General features: G+C 69.4%; 12 protein-coding genes and 1 tRNA gene. 5 read left to right on the top strand and 8 right to left on the bottom strand.

Annotation, left to right across the window (positions count from 1 at the left end):
* Positions 1-7 precede the first annotated feature (7 nt).
* From ACT3UN_RS09255 to wzm, 5 genes are all read right to left on the bottom strand, one after another.
* Complete coding sequence (locus tag ACT3UN_RS09255) at positions 8-2,746, bottom strand: vWA domain-containing protein (RefSeq protein WP_444656926.1); 2,739 nt, start codon at positions 2,744-2,746, stop codon at positions 8-10.
* 3 nt (positions 2,747-2,749) lie between these two features.
* Positions 2,750-3,280: a hypothetical protein gene (locus tag ACT3UN_RS09250; RefSeq protein ID WP_301444000.1), complete on the bottom strand. Its 531-nt coding sequence runs from the start codon at positions 3,278-3,280 to the stop codon at positions 2,750-2,752.
* Positions 3,281-3,640: 360 nt separating this feature from the next.
* Complete coding sequence (locus ACT3UN_RS09245; protein ID WP_301442256.1) at positions 3,641-4,114, bottom strand: NINE protein; 474 nt, start codon at positions 4,112-4,114, stop codon at positions 3,641-3,643.
* A gap of 169 nt (positions 4,115-4,283) precedes the next feature.
* Positions 4,284-5,075 carry a galactan export ABC transporter ATP-binding subunit Wzt/RfbE gene (wzt, locus tag ACT3UN_RS09240; protein WP_301442257.1) on the bottom strand — a complete coding sequence of 264 codons (792 nt, stop codon included), beginning with the start codon at positions 5,073-5,075 and terminating at the stop codon, positions 4,284-4,286.
* A 12-nt stretch (positions 5,076-5,087) separates the two neighbouring features.
* A complete protein-coding gene (wzm, locus tag ACT3UN_RS09235) occupies positions 5,088-5,993 on the bottom strand; it encodes a galactan export ABC transporter permease subunit Wzm/RfbD (RefSeq protein WP_441579490.1) in 906 nt (301 codons plus the stop codon).
* A 188-nt stretch (positions 5,994-6,181) separates the two neighbouring features.
* Here wzm and ACT3UN_RS09230 point away from each other — a divergent pair, with 188 nt between their 5' ends.
* Positions 6,182-7,489 carry an aminotransferase class V-fold PLP-dependent enzyme gene (locus ACT3UN_RS09230; RefSeq protein ID WP_444656925.1) on the top strand — a complete coding sequence of 436 codons (1,308 nt, stop codon included), beginning with the start codon at positions 6,182-6,184 and terminating at the stop codon, positions 7,487-7,489.
* On the opposite strand, the gene ACT3UN_RS09225 is transcribed toward ACT3UN_RS09230, so the two are convergent.
* Positions 7,486-8,472, bottom strand: coding sequence for an NAD(P)H-quinone oxidoreductase (locus tag ACT3UN_RS09225; protein WP_301442267.1), 987 nt, complete (start codon positions 8,470-8,472; stop codon positions 7,486-7,488). The genes ACT3UN_RS09230 and ACT3UN_RS09225 overlap by 4 nt on opposite strands.
* A gap of 120 nt (positions 8,473-8,592) precedes the next feature.
* Between ACT3UN_RS09225 and ACT3UN_RS09220 the strand changes: the two genes are divergently transcribed.
* Positions 8,593-8,680 (top strand) — tRNA-Ser (locus ACT3UN_RS09220).
* A 188-nt stretch (positions 8,681-8,868) separates the two neighbouring features.
* Entirely contained in the window at positions 8,869-10,377 is a 1,509-nt protein-coding gene (locus tag ACT3UN_RS09215) for a GntP family permease (protein WP_444656924.1), read from the top strand.
* Positions 10,378-10,390: 13 nt separating this feature from the next.
* Here ACT3UN_RS09215 and ACT3UN_RS09210 read toward each other — a convergent pair whose 3' ends face one another.
* Together ACT3UN_RS09210 and ACT3UN_RS09205 are read right to left on the bottom strand one after the other, a co-directional pair.
* The gene (locus ACT3UN_RS09210) at positions 10,391-10,987 is read right to left on the bottom strand and encodes a L,D-transpeptidase (RefSeq protein WP_301442260.1); all 597 of its coding nucleotides are present in this window, start codon (positions 10,985-10,987) and stop codon (positions 10,391-10,393) included.
* 77 nt (positions 10,988-11,064) lie between these two features.
* The gene (locus ACT3UN_RS09205) at positions 11,065-11,844 is read right to left on the bottom strand and encodes a hypothetical protein (RefSeq protein WP_441583067.1); all 780 of its coding nucleotides are present in this window, start codon (positions 11,842-11,844) and stop codon (positions 11,065-11,067) included.
* 441 nt (positions 11,845-12,285) lie between these two features.
* On the opposite strand from ACT3UN_RS09205, the gene gltB reads away from it, so the two are divergent.
* Together gltB and ACT3UN_RS09195 are read left to right on the top strand one after the other, a co-directional pair.
* Positions 12,286-16,878, top strand: coding sequence for a glutamate synthase large subunit (gltB, locus tag ACT3UN_RS09200; RefSeq protein ID WP_301442268.1), 4,593 nt, complete (start codon positions 12,286-12,288; stop codon positions 16,876-16,878).
* A complete protein-coding gene (locus tag ACT3UN_RS09195; RefSeq protein WP_441582926.1) occupies positions 16,878-18,455 on the top strand; it encodes a glutamate synthase subunit beta in 1,578 nt (525 codons plus the stop codon). Before gltB ends, ACT3UN_RS09195 begins: the two co-directional genes overlap by 1 nt.
* Positions 18,456-18,490: the final 35 nt, after the last annotated feature.

Genomic DNA, 18,490 nt, shown 5'->3' with positions numbered 1-18,490 from the left:
CTGGGGGTCAGCGGGGGCCGAACGGGCTGGATCCGGGGGATCCGAAGGGGTTGTCGCCGAAGTCGGGACCTGACTGGGTACCGGGCTGGGTGCCGGAGGGACCACCGTCGGACGGGGAGCCCCATCCGGTGGCCGGACCGCCGAAGGGGCTGGCCCCGGCGTCCGGTGAGAACGGTGCCGCGCCTGCGGCGCCGGCTGCGGGGTCGGAGGCGGCACCGCCGTCTCCACCTGCCCCGGCGCCCGAACCGGGTGCTGTCCCGGTCTCGGCCAGCGAGGTCGACAGACGGTTGAGCAGGTCCGGGGTGTCCGTGGTGATCTTGCCGACGAGCGCAGTCAACCGGTCGTCGGTGATTCGTTCGTCCACGGCGAGCACGACCTCGCCACGCGAGGGGTCACCCGGTGTGCCGATCACGAACCAGTGGTTGTGGACCGCCAGCGGCAGGCGCGCGGAGTCCTTGACCTGCAGGCCCTCGTCACTGATCGACGGGGTGGCGTCCACCACCGCGTACGGCGCCGACAACGGGTTCGCGCCGAGCTTCACCCTGACCTGCGTTCCGGCGAGGTTGACCTCGCGACCGGTGGAGGTCACCCGCGGGGTGCCGGAGACGATCTCGTCGAAGCCCACGGTGAAGGCGCCGCCGGTGTCCGGGCGCACGAGGCGTCCGTTGTCCACGCTCACCGGGATCCGCAGGGCGTGGATGCCGGGCGAGCCCGGGATGCGCCCGGTGAACCACTTCATCAGGTAGAGCACGCCCAGCGGGATGAGGATCGCCGCCAGCAGCACGCCGATCAGCGTCGCGATGAACACGGCCGTGTTGACCGGGGCGGACATCGACCCGGTGAGCTCCACGTCGATCTCAGCGGTGGAGTCGCCCTCGGCGGAGACCAGGTTGACCGTGGGGGTCACCGAGACCCGGCCGTCGGCGAGGTCCTCGGTGCTCACGGTCACCGGCAGATCGGCGGTCTCACCCTCGGCGAGTTCCAGGGCGTTGTCGGCGCTGTTGTGTGGCGAGGACACCGACACCTGGTCCACGCCCTCGGGCAGCACGGTGGGACCGTCGCCGGCGGAGTAGGACGCGTCGGCGACCCACACCTTGCCGGGGCCGGTGACCGGCACGCTGACCTCGGTCTCCCGCGAGTCGATGGTCAGGTCGGCCGACCCCAGGGTCGGCATGTTGACCGGGGTGACCGTGACGGGGAAGCCAACGACGATCGGGCTCAGCGCCGTGCCGGGTGCCGAACCGGAGGCCTTGGTGGTGATGTTGGTCTGCACGACCACGTCACCCGCGGTGGGTTCGGTGATCGCGTCGAGGGGGAACTCGACGGCGTCGCCGTCGCTGACGGACGTCGGCTCACCGAGGTCGGTGCTGCGTCCGTTCCGGTCGATGAAGTGGGCGGTCATCGTGGCCTCGCCCTCGAGGTCCACGCCCGCGCCGTTGCGGTCGACGAGCGAGGCGGTGAGGACCTCGTCGGACTTCATGCCGCTGGGGATACCGTCGTCGAGCTCGTCGACCTTCACGGTCAGGCCCGGTTCGAGCACGACCTTGGCGTTGTAGCGGGCGGCGTCGGGGGCGTCGGCGCCGGAGGTGTCGTAACCGAAGGACCACTCGCCCTCCCAGCTCTCGCCGTCGGCGAGGGTCAGGTCGGCGTCGACCATGCCGTCGACGGCATCGGTGGTGGTCACGTTCACCTCGGCACCGCCGACGGTGTGCTCGCCCTCGGTGAGTTCGAGCTCGTCACCGTCCGGGGAGGTCAGCACCGGGGTGATGCCGTCGCCGATGGACGTGGTGGGCTGGGCGGAGAGCCGGACGGTGGTGATGGAGTTGTCCAGGGTGAACGGTTGCGGTTCGTTCATCGACAGGGTGGAGTCGATGCTGTTGGCGGTGGGGATGAAGTTGCGGAAGGACGCCAGCAGGCCGGCGGGGTCGGTGCCGGCGTCGAAGAACGCGCCGTTGGGTGCGGCACCGCCGCAGTCCTCCTCGGCCATCCGGGTGAGCAGTTCGCGCGGGTTGGCGGTGCTCTGCGGGATGAGGCCGACGCTGAAGAAGCGCACCCCGGAGTTGCGTAGGGAGGCCAGCGGGCTGCCGGGCCGGCAGACGTCCTCGGCGGCGGCCTCGCTGCTCTTCTCCTTGTCGGTGACGGCACCGTCGGTGAAGAAGAGGACGGACTGGCAGTCGCTGGGCTGTCCGTCCTCTCCGGTGGGGGCCGAGGCGAACTCGGTGAGCGCACCGTTGAGGGCGTCGCGGTAGGAGGTGTAGCCGTCCTCGTTGCGGTCGGTGAAGCCGTCGATGGGGTCGTCGAGCTCGTCGACGCCGTCGCGCACGTTCACCCATCCGCCGTAGTCGGAGGTGTCGTTGTGGTAGCCGTCGCCGAAGCCGGCGAGCTTCACGTTGATGTCGGCGTTCAGGTCGCCGGCGTGGATGCCGAGCTGGTTGACCAGGTCGCGGGTGGCGTCGACCCGTACGTTGCGGGGGTCGGTCGGCGGCTCTCCGTCGAAGCCCTTCAGTGACTCCGACTGGTCGATGATCAGCAGGATGTCGGCGGACTTCGTGGCGGCGATGCAGCTACCCAGGTCGGCGATGTTGTCCTGGCCGGTCTGCGACAGGCCGGTCTCCCCGCCGGGCTGGGCCGTCGCGGCGGGCAGGCCGAACATGGTGGCCGTGGACAGCAGTGCCGCGGCACCGACGGCGCTGACGGTGCTGACGGCACGGCGGGCCCGGGGGCGCAGGATGGTGTTGTCGGTCATTCGTCAGGCTCCCACGGTCTTGCTGATCCACAGTGCGATTTCGATGGCGGTGGCGATGACGCCCACGCAGGCCACACCGATGGCGACCTTGTACAGGACGGCCTGCGAGGAGGTCTCCACGTAGAAGTTCTCGGCGCGGCGGCGTGTGTCCTTCGCGGTGTGCACGCCGAGCAGGATGAAGGTCACGATGCCCGCCAGCGCCCAGCCGGCCAGGGCGAAGACCCGGAAGACGAAGTCGGTGGGTGACCCGGTCACCACGGCGATCACGGCGAAGACCACGCCGAGGACGGCCGTTGCCGTCGCCGTCGCGACGAAGGCCCAGGGGCCCGTGACGGGACCCGAGACCGGGCCGGAGGACGGACCGTCCGACGGGGTGGCAGCGGACGGCGCGCCGCCCGGCGTGAAACCGCCCGGGGACGACGCGAAGCCGGGGGAGGCTGACGGGGATCCGGACGGGGACCCGGGTGAAGACGACCCGGGAGAAGACCAGGTGGGGCCGTCGGAGGCAGGGCTACTGCCGAAGGGACTTGTCATGGTAAAGACCTACTTGGCGCTGAAGGACGACGGGGAGGAGCGTGGGCGGATGAGGACGGACTCGCGACGGGGACCGCCGGTCCGACGCCCACGGCTGAGCTTCAGATGTGCAGCCCCCTGGCGGGGGCTTGGAGAGGACCTCATGAGGCCAGGTATTTGCCTGGCCGGAAAATTAATACCCCGACCGTATCAGAACTATCTCATGGTTGATTCAGGTCTTGCGTGCCTGGGCGGATGCCGGCCGGGTGGGGCCGGAAGGGCACGGTGGGGAGGTGTGGTGAGGGAGGGTGGCGGAGCGGGGCTCTGGGGGCGCTGACGGTGAGGCGGCGAGCGGGGTGGTGCCCGGTCGGGTGTTCGGTGCTAGCTCAGCGGGATTCCGCGGGCGTCGCGGTCGTACTTCCCGCCGCCGATGAGGATCATGATGAACTCGATGAACGCCCAGATGCCGACGGCGAAGATGAACAGGAAACCGATGGCGAAGATGGCGGTGAGGTAGCCGAAGATGGTGAGGATCAGCTGGCACACGGCCTTGCCGGTGTAACCGAGGTAGAAGTTGTGGATGCCCAGGGCGCCCAGGAAGAACGCCAGCAGGGCGGCGGCGAGCTTCGACTTCTGGGGGCCGGTGTACATGGGGGCGCCGTAGCCGGCGTGCTGCGGCATGTTCCCCTGCGGGTAGTGCTGGGGAGCCTGCTGCTGGTACTGCTGCGGCTGCTGGTGGTTCTGCTGGTACTGCTGCGGCTGCGACGGGTACTGCGCCGCACCGTAGGAGCCGCCCTGCGGCGCCGGGTTTCCGGAGTTGCCGCTGTCCTGGGGGGTGCTGAAGGGGTTGGTCACTGAAGGCTCTCCTCGATCTACTGGCTACTCGACGTGGTGTCAGGGGCCACGTCGGCAAGTAGAGGATAACCTACCAGATAAGAAGCGTTTATTTAACCTCTTCTATTCAGGCTGCTCTTGGTAAGAGCGTGGACCGCCTCCCACCTGGCGGTCTGCCCTGGCGGTACCGCTAGTCCAACCGCCCCAGGTCGCGCAGCACGTTGCGCACGTGCTCGGCCGCCCCCGGCCCCTCGTACTCGCCGACGATCTCGTCCACCGGCCCGCAGGACCGGATCTGGCCGTGGTCGACCCACAGGGCGGAGTCGCACAGCTGCGCCAGGAACTCGTTGGAGTGCGAGGCGAACACCAGGATGCCGGACTTCTCCACCAGCGACTGCAGGCGGATCCGCGCCTTCTCCATGAAGGCGGCGTCCACCGCGCCGATGCCCTCGTCCAGCAGAAGGATCTCCGGCTCGATCGAGGTCACCACGCCCAGTGCCACGCGCACGCGCATGCCGGTGGAGTAGGTGCGCAACGGCATGGCCAGGTAGTCGCCGAGCTCGGTGAACTCGGCGATCTCGTCCATCTTCTTCTCCATGGACCTCCGGCTCTCGCCGAGGAAGAGGCCACGGATGATGATGTTCTCGAAGCCGCTGATCTCCGGGTCCATGCCCACACCCAGGTCGAAGACCGGTGCCACACGTCCCTTCACCGCGGCGGAACCGCGCGTGGGTTCGTAGATGCCCGACAGCAGGCGCAGCAGCGTGGACTTGCCGGCACCGTTGTGGCCGACCAGGCCGATGCGGTCGCCCTCCTCGAGGTGCAGGTTCACGTCACGCAGCGCCTCGACGACCACGGTGTTGTCGGAGTTTCGTCCGATCGCGCCGCCGGCCGCGCCGAGGAAGGCCTTCTTCAGGGAGCGGGACTTGGCGTCGAAGATGGGGAAGTCGACGCAGGCGTCGTAGGTGTCGATGGAAACCATGGTTGTTCTCCTTTAAACCCAGTAGCTCACGCGGGAGCGCCACTGGCGCATGAACACCATGGCGAACAGGGTGCCGAGTACGGTCAGTCCGATGACGATGAGCCAGGAGTGCATCTCGACCGGCTCGTCGATCATCGGTCCGCGGACCACGCTGAGGTAGTGGAAGAGGGGGTTGATCTCGGCGATCCGTGCGCGCTCGGCCACGGCACCGCCCTGCTCGAGCAGTGTCTTGGTCGTCCACACGATCGGGGTCATGTAGAACAGCAGCTGCACCAGCGACTCCAGCAGCGGGGCGACGTCGCGGTAGCGGGTGGCGATGATGCCGAAGAACATCGACACCCACACGCCGTTGGCGACCAGCAGCGCCAGGCCCGGCACGGCCAGCAGGACCTCCCAGCCCACGGGGATCTGGAAGACCACCAGCAGGATCACCCAGATGACGAGGTTGTGGCACAGGATCAGGAACTGCTTCCAGACCAGTCGGTAGACGTGCACGCTCAGCGCGCTGGGCAGCTGCTTGATCAGCCCCTCGTTGGCGATGAAGACCTGCGAGCCCTCGATGATGCACCCGGAGATGAATCCCCACATGATCAGGCCCACGGCGACGTGGGGGAGGAACTCCTTGAGGTCCATCTGGAAGAGCATCGAGTACAGCAGGCCGAGGGCCAGGGCCATCACGCCGGTTGCCAGGGTGATCCACAGCGGGCCCAGCAGGCTGCGCCGGTAGCGCTGCTTGATGTCCTGCCAACCCAGGGCGAGCCAGAGCTCACGCTGGCCGAACCCGCTCTTCAGGTCCTGCCACGCGGCACCGAACGTCTGGGAACGGGAGGTGGGTGCCTCGCCGTCCACAGGGGCGGCGACGAAGCGCTCGTACTGCGGTGCGGTGGCCACCGGCCGGGGGTTTTCTGAATCTGACACGTGGTTACGGTACTCCGGAACGGGCGGGTGTGCGGTAATCAACGCCGGTACCACTCATGTCCGTGGGTCGATGTAGTATCGGTGACGTTGACGGGACGGCGCGGTGATTCACTGCGCCCAAGTAGCTTGACCTGCAGGAATATTCTCAGTCTGCCGGTGTGGCGAGATGCGGAAAGGGGCAGTCGGAAGTGTTCGACATCGCGAGGGTGCGAGGCCTCTACGAATCCCTGTCGGAGGGCTGGACCTACCTCAATGCAGGACGGCGCGCGCAGGTGCCCGAGAAAGTCAGTTCGGCCGTGTCACGGGCGTTCCGTGCGTCCCCGCTGCAGGGGCAGGACGGTGGCCCGCGTGGCGACCGGTACGTGTCGGCGGCCCGTGAGGCCGTCGCCGACCTGGTCGGTGCGTCCCCCGAGTGCGTGGTGCTGGGGCCCAGTCGGGCCACGTTGCTGAGCACCCTGGCCACGGCCGTGCCCGCGAAGCTGCGCATGGGCCGTGAGGTCGTGCTCAGCCGGGTGGACGAGCCGTCCAACATCACGCCCTGGAAGCTCGCCGCGGACCTCTACGGTGCCTCGGTGCGTTGGGCGGAGGCGGACCTGACCACCGGCGCGCTGCCTGCCTGGCAGTTCACCAGCCTCATCAGCCTGGACACCTCGATCGTCGCGGTGCCGGCGGCGAACGCCCACCTGGGCACCGTCACCGACGTGCGCGCGATCGCCGACATCATGCGGGCGAAGTCGCGGGCGTGGCTCGTCGTGGACGCGGGCGCCTACGCGCCCTACCGTCTGATCGACATGGACGCGTGGGACGCGGACGTCGTCGCCCTCGACCTTGCCCCGCTCGGCGGCCCGGAGGTCGGCGCCCTGGTGTTCCGCGACCCCTCACTGCTGGCGGAGCTGCACCTGGTGGAGCTGCGCCGCGGACGCCACGCCGCTCCGGACGCGCAGGAGCTCACCGCCCGCCGCGTCGCCGAGCTCGAGCGTGACGGCAACGCCCCCGGCATGTTCGGCGGCGTCCCCGCCGCCGTGGACCACCTCGCCGGGTTGGACGAGGAGGCCACCGGCCCGCGTCGCGAACGTCTGCGCACGTCCCTGCAGTCCGCCGAGGAATACCTCGGACGGCTCGCCGGATACCTCGTCGACGGACTGCGGGGCCTGGAGAACGTGCACGTGGTGGGTGTGGACGGGGAGATCGACGTCGACACCGAGCACGACCACAACAGCTGGGGCTCGGTCCCGGACGACAGCGGCCGTCACTTCGGCCCGGTCGACCGCCTGCCGCGGGTGAGCTTCCTGGTCCAGGGCATCGAGGCGTCCACGGTGGGTGAGCGGCTGCTCAGCAACGGGGTCGTGGCGCAGACCGTCGGCCTGGAGGAGAGTGCCCTGTTCGACCAGATGGGTGTGGCTGAGATGGGCGGCGCGGTCTGCGTCGCCCTGGCCCCCCACAACACGCAGATGGACATCGACCACCTCGTCCGGGTGATCGGCGGGATCGTCTAGTCGGTGACCTCGAGGATCGCCTTGCCGGTGATCCTGCCGTCCAGCAACTGCTGGTGGGCGTGGGCGGCGTCCTGCACCGGGAAGACCCGGTCAACGTGGTGGCTGATCCGTCCGTCCTCCAGCATCGGCCACACGTTCTTCACCGTGTCCGCCACCACGCGTGCCTTGTCCTCGCGGTCACGGTAACGCAGGCCGGTGGCGGAGATGTTGCCGCGTTTGGCGAGCAGCTTGCCGATGTTGAGCTCGCCCTTCACACCGCCCTGCATGCCGATGATCACCAGGTGACCGTCCGGAGCCAGTGCGGAGATGTTGCCGTCCAGGTACTTCGCGCCGATGATGTCGAGGACCACGTCCGCACCGCCGAGTTCCTTGATGACCTTGACGAAGTCCTCCTCGCGGTAGTTGATCAGCACGTCCGCGCCGTAGCGACGGCACACGTCGAGCTTCTCGGAGCTGCCCGCGGTGACCGCGACCCGTACGCCCAGCGCGTGGGCCATCTGGATGGCGAAGATGCCGATACCGCCGCCACCGCCGTGGATGAGCAGGGTGTCGCCCTCGTGCAGGCGCGCGGTCATCATCAGGTTCGACCACACGGTGCAGGCCGCCTCGATCACGCTGGCGGTCTCGGCCAGGCCGAAGCCGTCCGGCACCGGCACGAGCTGGCCGACGGGGACCACCGTGTACTGCGCGTACCCGCCGCCGGAGAGCAGGGCGCCGACCTCGTCGCCCTCCCGGTAGGGGGTCCCGTCCGGACGCTCGCAGCCGTTCGGGTCGACGACGATGCCGGCGGCCTCCAGCCCCAGGATCTCCGACACCCCCTTCGGCGGCGGGTAGTTCCCCTTGGCCTGGAGCGTGTCGGCGCGGTTCAGGCCGGCGGCGGTGACCTGCACGAGCACCTCACCGTCCTGCGGGGTGGGGATGTGGGTCTCCTGCCAGTGCAGGGCCTGGGGATCGTCGGGGTCAGTCTGGATGATGGCCTTCATGTTCCCGTTCATGGCCGCCAGCCTAGTCATCCTGCGGCTACGAGGGGTGGACACCGACAGGAGGCCCGCGGTGGGTTAGAATCAGGGCGCGCCGGACGCACCAGGTGTGCGTGCGGCCAGGGAGACGTGGCAGAGCGGCCGAATGCACTGGTCTTGAAAACCAGCGACGAGCGATCGTCCAGGGGTTCAAATCCCCTCGTCTCCGCCAATGTGAGTGCGGTACCCGCGGGAGGGGCGCGCGACTTCATCCTGGGGCACGGCATGGAATGGCGTGGCCGGATGATCCGGGCGTGAGGATTTTGTTGCCCACGGCTAAGTACTCGTGTAGGTTCAGCGGCGTCCCTCACACGCCTGCCCCCCGGCGGACGGTGGTCACACATCGACCGGAAGTCACCGATGCCCCCTACGCAACAGTCGGCACCGCGTCCGTCCTCCTCGCAGAAGACGGGCCCCACACCCGGCCCCACGACGGGAGCGTCCTTCGGGATCGGCCTCGTCCTCATCGCCCTCGGGCTCCTCGCCGTCGCGCTCGTCCCGAAGCCAGAGATCTACGGCTCCGGCCTGCTGCTGACCATCGCCGCAGCTGCCGTGGCGGTCCTGCTCCTGCTCATCATGAAGATGAAGCTGCACCCGGTGATCGCGCTGGTGCTGGTGAGCCTCGGAACCGCCCTGGCCACCGGCATCACCATGACCGAGGTGCTCGACGTCCTGCTCGACGGCTTCGGCAGCACCCTCGGCGAGGTCGGGCTCCTGCTCGCCTTCGGCGTGATGTTCGCCCGGCTCTTCGAGACCAGCGGCGGGGCCGCGGCCCTGTCCTCGGCGATGATCGACCGCCTGGGGGAGAAGCGCGCCCCCTTCGCCCTGGGTGTCGCCTCGCTGATGTTCGGGTTCCCCATCTTCTTCGACGCCGCCTTCATGGTGATGCTGCCGATCCTGCTGGCCACCGCGCGCCGGCTCGGCGGCAGCGTCCTGATTTACGTGCTCCCCGCTGCCGCGGCGCTGTCCACCATGCACGTCCTGCTGCCGCCGCACCCCGGGGTCGTCGCGGCCACGGTGCTGCTCGGCGCGGACGTCGGCCTGGTGGTCCTCGTCGGCCTCGTCGTCGCGATCCCCTCCTGGTACATCTCCGGCTACCTCTACGGCATGTGGATCGGCAAGCGGATCGACCTGCCCGTCCCCGAGCTCGTGACCGGTGGTCCGCAGGTCGACGACGTCGAACCGCCGCGCGTCCGGGTCCTGGTCGGCCTGCTCGCCCTGCCCCTGGTGCTGATCTTCATGAACACGCTGGTCACCACGTTGGGACGCACGGGCACGATCGACCCGGACGCCACCTGGGCCGCGGGCCTGGTCCTGCTCGGCTCCACGCCGATCGCGCTGTTGATCACCGTGCTCGCCTCCTGCTGGGTCATCGGCGTCCGCAGGGGCAACGCCCCCGAGGTGATCGAGGACATGCTCGACAACGCCCTGAAGCCCATCGCGCCGGTCATGTTGATCACCGGTGCCGGCGGCATGTTCGGCGGCGTCCTGCTCGCCAGCGGCATCGGCGACGCGCTCTCCGGGACGCTGCAGGACACCGGCCTTCCGCTCGTCGCCGCTGTGTTCGTCGTCGCCGCCATCGTCCGCGTCGCGCTCGGCACGGCGACGGTCGCGATCACCACGGCCGCGGGGCTGCTGGGCGCCTCGGTGGCGGCGGCCGGACTGAGTCCGCTGCAGACCGCGGCGTTGACCATCGTGCTCGCAGGTGGGTCCTCCGTGCTGCCCCACGTCAACGACGCCAGCTTCTGGCTCATCGGCCGACTGCTGGGGATGAGCGTGCCGCAGACGTTCAAGACCTGGACGGTCATCAAGACCCTGATCGGCTGTGTCGCTGCCGCGCTCGGAACCGTGATCTACCTGATCGCGTAGACGGACGGAGGCCTCAGGCGACCACGTCCACCACGTCGCCGACCTGCAGGGAGTTGAAGAAGGCGACGGCGTCGTCGTGCAGCAGGTGGACGCAGCCGTGGGAGAGCACGCCCGGATCGCCCTCGTGGAACGCGATGCCGATGTCACCGGGGTACGTCGACCCGGCGGAGAAGAACACCGAGAACGGCATCGGCGCGTCGTAGGCGGTCGACCACCAGTTGGCGTCCTTGCGGGTGACCTGCGTGGTGCCGACCGGGGTCTCGAAGCCGGCGCGCCCGGTGCTCGCCGCGACCGGGCCGCGCGTGACCGTTCCCGCGCCGTCCTGGAGCCAGGCGGTCTGGTCGCCCAGGCTGATGCACGCCTTGGCCTCCACGGCACACGGGGCGTTCACGGGAGCCGGAGACGGGGACGGAGCTGGAGACGGTGCAGGTGCAGGCGCCGGCGCGGGAACCGGTGTCGAGCCGTCCGGCAGCAGGTCGGAGGCCCACGAGGGTAGCTGGGGGAGCGCAGGCATCTGGAGTGCCGGCGCGGCGTTCGCCGGGGCGGCGAAGCTCAGGGTCAGGGCAGCGGTGCCGGCGAACAACGACAGGACTCGACCGATTCTCTTCATCGGACGCACCTCGGGAGGATAGTTTGTACCTGAAACGTGTTCGGTCAACCTTACCTCCCCTGCGCGGTGCGGCGCAGCTACTCCAGCACGGTGACCTGCTCCACGACCGGCAGGTGCAGCCGTCCGCCGCCGTGGCGCTCCACGGTCAGCTCCGCGCCAACCGCGGCGGAGACCAGCCGTGACCAGCGCACCTTGTCGCGGTGGACCTCCCGCCGGGAAACGTCGAAGATCCACAGCGAGCGGTCGACCAGCACGGTCGTCCCGGCGAACTCGTCGCCGGCGAGTCGCAGCAGGTACACGTGCCCGCCCAGCCGGTCGTGGGTGAGGCCGTCCAGGTCCGGGGCGTCGGTGGGGGAGGACACCGCCGGGCTCAGGACACTGATGCGGGTGACCAGGCCGAAGCGGTGCACGGTGCCCTCGGCGTCCAGCACGCTCAGCGGCTGGCCGGTCGCGCACCGCCGGACGCCGCCGTGGCGCCAGACCGTCGGCTGCGGCGCGTCGCGCGCGTCCTGCGCCGTGCCGTCCTGCGTACGGGAGGTCCTGGAGGTACTGGAGGTGCGGCCGGTACGGCCGGCGCGGCCCGGACGCACCGCCGCCCACCAGGGGTCGAGGGTGATGCGGTGGTGCGGGTCCTCGGTCTCCACGAGGTAGCGTCCCGGCGACTCGGCGGTGAGGTGGGACGGTCGCTCGGCGACCAGGGCGTCCAGCACATCGGTGACCTCCTCGTCGGAGGAGTTCCAGCCGATGCCGCGGGACTCCAGCACGCCGTAGAGCTGGGGGAGGGTGAGCTCGGGTTGGCGCTCCCATGCCTGCGAGAGGGTCTCCAGGACGCGGGGAATTCTCAGGGGGTCCTTCACCACTCCCATGGTAACGGCGCGACAGTGTACGCATGCGTCGGGTCCGGCGGCGCGTTTCAGACGCGTTGCGGCGCCCTCGGGACGTACACAACGAAGAAATGGCGATGTAACTGCGTTGTAACAATCATCCCGAACCGTGGGATATGCCTCAGCGCCAAGTGGGAATACGCTGCTGTATCGATATGCCGTCCCGCGGGAGATAGGATACAAAGACAACCACAGAACGAGACGGACACCGGCACGACGAAAAAATGTGTGCTTCATCACATTTCGCCGAGCGCACCAGCGGCTCTAAGCCAAGCCTAATTTTGTGTCGCCTGCGCAGGTCCGTATCAGTAGGGCAAACGCACCCGTACCGAGGAAAGGCCACCACCCCAGGCCACCGGCGAAACGCACTGCCCGACCCGACGACCGGAGGATGACCACCCCGTGAACAACCAGCTGAAGAACTACCCGGCGCCCCAGGGGCTCTACAACCCCGCCCACGAACACGACGCGTGTGGCGTCGCCTTCGTCGCCGACATGCACGGACGCGCCACCCACGACATCGTCGAGAAGGGCATCCAGGCGCTGGTCAACCTCGACCACCGCGGTGCCGCCGGAGCCGAGAAGAACACCGGCGACGGCGCGGGCATCCTCATGCAGGTCCCGGACCGCTTCTACCGCGAGGTGCTGGCCGAGCAGGGCATCGACCTGCCCGCACCCGGCGCCTACGCCACCGGCATCGCCTTCCTCCCGGCCGCCCGCATGGCCGCCCTCGACGCGATGCGCGCCGTGGAGTCCATCATCGCCGAGGAGGACCTCACCCTGCTCGCCTGGCGCGAGGTCCCCGTCGACGACTCCGCGCTGGGCGCGATGGCGCGCGACGCCGAGCCGATCTTCTACCAGCTGTTCATCTCCGGGCAGGACGCCGAAGGCAACGAGCTCTCCGGCATCGAGCTGGACCGCCGCGTGTGGTTCGTGCGCAAGCGTGCCGAGCGCGAGCTCGGCTCCAAGGGCCCCGGTGAGGGCCCGGGGTCCGACACCGTCTACTTCCCGTCGCTGTCCTCGCGCACCATCGTGTTCAAGGGCATGCTGACCACCCCGCAGCTGCGCGACTTCTACCCTGACCTGCAGGACGAGCGTGTCGAGTCGGCGCTGGCGGTCGTGCACTCCCGCTTCTCCACCAACACCTTCCCCTCCTGGCCGCTGGCGCACCCCTACCGGCTGCTCGCGCACAACGGTGAGATCAACACCGTGCGCGGCAACGAGAACTGGATGCGCGCCCGCGAGTCCCAGATCCGCTCGGAGGCCCTCGGCGACATCGAGCGCATCCTGCCGGTCTGCGACCCGTCCGGCTCGGACACCGGACGTTTCGACGAGGCCCTGGAGCTGCTCCACCTCGCCGGACGCTCACTGCCGCACGCGGTGATGATGATGGTCCCGCAGGCGTGGGAGCGTAACCCCGCCGTGGACCCGGACGTGCGCGCCTTCTACGAGTACCACTCCTCGCTGATGGAGGCGTGGGACGGCCCGGCGGCGCTGGTCTTCACCGACGGCACCGTCATCGGCTCCGTGCTCGACCGTAACGGACTGCGTCCCGGGCGCATCTGGGTCACCAAGGACGGCCTGGTCATCGGTGGTTCCGAGGCCGGTCTGCTGCCCGTTCCCCCGGAGGACATCGTGCAGCGCCGCCGCGTGGAGCCCGGCCGCATGTTCCTGGTCGACACCGCCGAGGGGCGCATCATCCCCGACGACGAGATCAAGACCCGCCTCGCCGACAAGCCCTACCGCCAGTGGGTCGACGACAACATCGTGCGCTTCGCCGACCTGCCCCCGGTCGAGTACGAGGCGATGAGCCACGAGCGCGTCGTCCTGCGCCAGCGGGTCTTCGGCATGACCGAGGAGGACGTCGACGTCCTGATCCAGCCGCTCGCCGTCACCGGCGGCGAGCAGCTCGGCTCCATGGGCACCGACACGCCCATCGCGGCGCTGTCGGACCGTCCCCGCATGCTCTTCGACTTCTTCGCGCAGCGTTTCGCGCAGGTCACGAACCCGCCGCTGGACTCCATCCGCGAGAAGATGGTTACCAGCATGTTCACCCAGCTGGGACGCCAGGTCGACGTCACCACCGAGGTGCCCGAGGCCGCGCACCGCATCCACCTGGAGACCCCGGTCCTGCTGAACTCCACCCTGGCCACCCTGCGCCAGGCCGGCGACCACGAGGGTTTCGGCGACTTCCGCTCCGCGGTGATCTCCGGGCTCTACCCGGTCGCCCACGGCGGCCGCGGCATGCGCCAGGCCATCGAGCGCATCCGCCGCGAGACCTCGCGGGCCATCGAGGACGGCGCGACGCTGATCATCCTCTCCGACCGTGAGTCCGACGAGCGCATGGCGCCCATCCCGTCCCTGCTGCTCACCAGCGCGGTGCACCAGCACCTCGTCGCCGAGCGCACCCGCACGCAGGCCTCGCTGATCGTCGAGTCCGGTGACGCCCGCGAGGTCCACCACCTGGCGATGCTGATCACCTTCGGCGCCGACGCGATCAACCCCTACCTCGCCTTCGAGACCATCGACGAGCTCGTCAAGCGCGGCCAGCTCGGCTCGCTGAGCACCGACGAGGGCTGCCGGAACTTCATCGAGGGTGCGACCGCCAGCGTGCAGAAGATCATGTCGAAGATGGGCATCGCCACCGTGGCGTCCTACCGCGGCGCCCAGCTCGCCGACGTCACCGGCCTGCACCAGAACCTGCTCGACGACTACTTCGAGGGCTGCAACAGCCCGATCTCCGGCATCGGCCTCGACGAGGTCGCCGCCGACGTCGCCGTGCGTCACCGGTTCGCCTTCCTGCCGCGTCCGGAGGAGGCCGCCCACCGCGAGCTCGAGATCGGCGGCGAGTACAAGTGGCGCCGCGAGGGCGAGTACCACCTGTTCAACCCGGAGACCGTGTTCAAGCTGCAGCACGCCACCCGTACCGGGGCGTACCGCATCTTCAAGGAGTACTCCGAGAAGGTCGACAACCAGGCCAAGCGCCTGGCCACGCTGCGCGGTCTGTTCGAGATGCACAGCGACCGCCCGTCCATCCCCGTCGACGAGGTCGAGCCGGTCTCCGCCATCGTCCAGCGCTTCTCCACGGGCGCGATGAGCTACGGCTCGATCTCCGCCGAGGCGCACGAGACCCTGGCCATCGCCATGAACCGGCTCAAGGGCATGTCGAACTCCGGTGAGGGCGGCGAGGACCCGGGACGCTTCGAACCCGAGGCTGACGGCACCTGGCGCCGCTCGGCGATCAAGCAGGTCGCGTCCGGCCGTTTCGGCGTGACCAGCCACTACCTGAACAACTGCACCGACATCCAGATCAAGATGGCGCAGGGCGCGAAGCCCGGCGAGGGCGGCCAGCTGCCCCCGCACAAGGTGTACCCCTGGATCGCCGAGGTGCGCGTCACGACCCCGGGCGTGGGCCTGATCTCCCCGCCGCCGCACCACGACATCTACTCCATCGAGGATCTCGCGCAGCTGATCCACGACCTGAAGAACGCCAACCCGGACGCCCGCATCCACGTCAAACTCGTCGCCGAGCAGGGCGTCGGCACCGTCGCCGCGGGTGTGTCGAAGGCACACGCGGACGTCGTCCTGATCTCCGGGCACGACGGCGGCACCGGTGCGTCCCCCCTGAACTCGCTGAAGCACGCCGGCGGCCCGTGGGAGCTCGGCCTGGCCGAGACCCAGCAGACCCTGCTGATGAACGGTCTGCGTGACCGCATCACCGTGCAGTGCGACGGCCAGATGAAGACCGGACGCGACGTCATTATCGCCGCCCTGCTCGGCGCTGAGGAGTTCGGTTTCGCCACCGCACCCCTGGTCGTCGAGGGTTGCATCATGATGCGCGTCTGCCACCTGGACACCTGCCCCGTCGGCGTGGCCACCCAGAACCCCGACCTGCGCAAGAAGTTCACCGGCCAGGCCGAGCACGTGGTCAACTTCTTCACCTTCATCGCCCAGGAGGTCCGCGAGTACCTCGCCGAGCTCGGCTTCCGCACCCTGGAGGAGGCCGTGGGCCACTCCGAGTGCCTGCGCTCCGGGAAGGTCGACCCCGGCCACAAGACCGCCGGGTCGCTGGACCTCTCGCCGATCTTCGCCCGCCCCGACAGCCCGTACATGCACCAGGACCTGTACAAGACCAAGCAGCAGGACCACAGCCTGGACGGCGCCCTGGACAACCGCATCCGCGAGGACGCCGAGGAGACCATCCGACGCGCCGCCGCCGGTGAGGGCACCACCATCGAGCTGGCGTACCCGATCACCAACGTCAACCGCTCCGTGGGCACGATGACCGGCTCGCTGATCAGCCGCGTCGCCGGACGCGAGGGGCTGCCCGAGAGCACCGTGAACCTCACGTTCACCGGCTCGGCCGGCAACTCCTTCGGCGCCTTCGTACCCCGTGGCATGACCCTGACCCTCGTCGGCGACGCCAACGACTACGTCGCCAAGGGGCTCTCCGGCGGCACCATCGCCATCCGTCCCAACGGCCGCGACGGCGCGGTCGGCGAGCACCAGATCATCGCCGGCAACGTCCTGGGCTTCGGCGGTGTCTCGGGTGAGATGTTCATCCGCGGCGCCGTCGGCGAGCGCTTCTGCGTCCGTAACTCCGGCGTCACCGCCGTGGTCGAGGGCATGGGCAACCACGGTTGCGAGTACATGACCGGCGGCCGGGTCATCAACCTCGGCCCCATCGGCGAGAACTTCGGCGCCGGCATGTCCGGCGGCATCGCCTACCTCATGGACGACGGTACCGGCGTGGAAGGCATGTCGAAGCACATCAACCCGGGTCTCGTCGACGTGGAGGCCGTCGCCGAGGACGAGCTCGACTGGCTCGTCGACACCATCGAGCGCCACCGGCGCCTCACCGGCTCCACCGTGGACGTGGACCCCCGGTCACTGATCAAGGTCATGCCGCGCGACTACCGCCGCGTCCTGCAGACCATCGAACAGGCCCGCGACGCAGGCCTGGACGCGGACGGCATCGCCGCCGCCATCATGGAGGGAGTCAAGTAATGGCTGATCCGCACGGTTTCATGAAGTTTCCCCGCGAGGAGGCGGCACACCGCCCCGTCCCGCTGCGCCTGATGGACTGGAAGGAGGTCTACGAACCCTTCGCCGACTCGAAGGTGCAGACCCAGGCCTCCCGCTGCATGGACTGCGGCATCCCCTTCTGCCACGACGGCTGCCCCCTGGGCAACATCATCCCCGAGTGGAATGACCTGGTCCGCCAGGGCCGGTGGAAGGAGGCGTACGACCGCCTGCACGCCACCAACAACTTCCCTGAGTTCACCGGTCGCATCTGCCCCGCCCCCTGCGAGGGCGCCTGCGTGCTCGGCATCGAGGGCATCGGGGCCGGTGCCGGCGTCGGTGACCCCGTCGCGATCAAGACCGTGGAACTTCAGATCGTGGAGCACGCCTTCGAGGAGGGCTGGGTGCGCCCGGTCAAGGCCAGCTTCTCCACCGGGCAGTCCGTCGCCGTCGTCGGCTCCGGGCCCGCCGGCCTGGCCGCCGCCCAGCAGCTCACCCGCGCCGGGCACGACGTGACCGTCTTCGAGCGTGACGACCGCATCGGCGGCCTGCTGCGCTACGGTGTCCCGGACTACAAGCTCGAGAACCGCTGGATCGACCGCCGTCTGGTCCAGATGGAGGCCGAGGGCACCACGTTCCGCACCGGTGTCTCGCCGTCCACCACCGACCTCGCCGGCTTCGACGCCGTGGTCATGGCCGTCGGTGCCACCGTCCCGCGCGACGTCTCCCTGCCCGGACGCAACCTCGACGGCGTCCACCAGGCCATGGAGTACCTCCCGATGGCCAACCGCGTGGTCGCCGGCGACATCGACACCCCCGAGATCGACGCCAAGGGCAAGCACGTCGTGATCATTGGCGGCGGCGACACCGGCACCGACTGCTTCGGCACCGCGCTGCGCCAGGGCGCGGCCTCCGTCCGGCAGTTCGACTACCACCCCGCCCCGGACCCCTACCGCGCCGAGGACAACCCGTGGCCGGTGTGGCCGAAGATCTGGCGTGTGGCGTCCGCCCACGAGGAGGGCGAGTACCACATCAGCGGCGACGAGTCCGCCGACGAGATCGTCGCCCTCGGCCTCGCCGAGCGCGAGGTCGGCACCCCGCTGGGCAAGCGCGAGCACCGCATCAACACCGTGGAGCTCACCGGTGAGGACGGCCGGGTCACCAGCCTGCGCGCGGCCACCTGCGACCGCACCGCCGAGGGCACCGTCAACCTGCCCGGCACCGAGGTCGACATGGACGCCGACCTCGTCCTGCTCGCCGTCGGCTTCACCTCCGTGGACACCAGGGGCATCATCTCCGAGCTCGGCCTGCCCGTCGACGGCCGTGGACGCCTGAAGCGCGACGACAACTACCGCACCTGGTGGGCGGAGTCCTCCGCCGTGCGCGACACCGGGTTCGACGCACCGGTGTTCGCCACCGGTGACGCCGGACGCGGCGCCTCCCTGATCGTCTGGGCGATCTCCGAGGGACGCGCCTGCGCCGCCGCCGTGGACCGCGCGCTGATGGGCGAGAGCGCCCTGCCGCGCCCCGTCGCGCCGTCCGACATGCCGCTGAGCGTGTAGTCCGGACCCCGGGGGCGGGGCCGGTCCCGTCTTCG

Origin of the sequence: Corynebacterium sp. AOP12-C2-36, assembly GCF_052379185.1 — a bacterium.
Taxonomy (GTDB): Bacteria; Actinomycetota; Actinomycetes; order Mycobacteriales; family Mycobacteriaceae; genus Corynebacterium.
Note: the sequence above shows the minus strand (reverse complement) of the source record. Positions and strands in the feature narration are given on the sequence as shown.

Excerpts from the sequence above, each read along its gene's own strand:
- ACT3UN_RS09195 (WP_441582926.1), top strand. The coding sequence starts at position 16,878 with ATGGCTGATCCGCACGGTTTCATGAAGTTTCCCCGCGAGGAGGCGGCA.
- ACT3UN_RS09215 (WP_444656924.1), top strand. The coding sequence starts at position 8,869 with ATGCCCCCTACGCAACAGTCGGCACCGCGTCCGTCCTCCTCGCAGAAG.
- ACT3UN_RS09255 (WP_444656926.1), bottom strand. The coding sequence starts at position 2,746 with ATGACCGACAACACCATCCTGCGCCCCCGGGCCCGCCGTGCCGTCAGC.
- ACT3UN_RS09250 (WP_301444000.1), bottom strand. The coding sequence starts at position 3,280 with ATGACAAGTCCCTTCGGCAGTAGCCCTGCCTCCGACGGCCCCACCTGG.
- ACT3UN_RS09210 (WP_301442260.1), bottom strand. The coding sequence starts at position 10,987 with ATGAAGAGAATCGGTCGAGTCCTGTCGTTGTTCGCCGGCACCGCTGCC.
- wzt (WP_301442257.1), bottom strand. The coding sequence starts at position 5,075 with ATGGTTTCCATCGACACCTACGACGCCTGCGTCGACTTCCCCATCTTC.
- ACT3UN_RS09225 (WP_301442267.1), bottom strand. The coding sequence starts at position 8,472 with ATGAAGGCCATCATCCAGACTGACCCCGACGATCCCCAGGCCCTGCAC.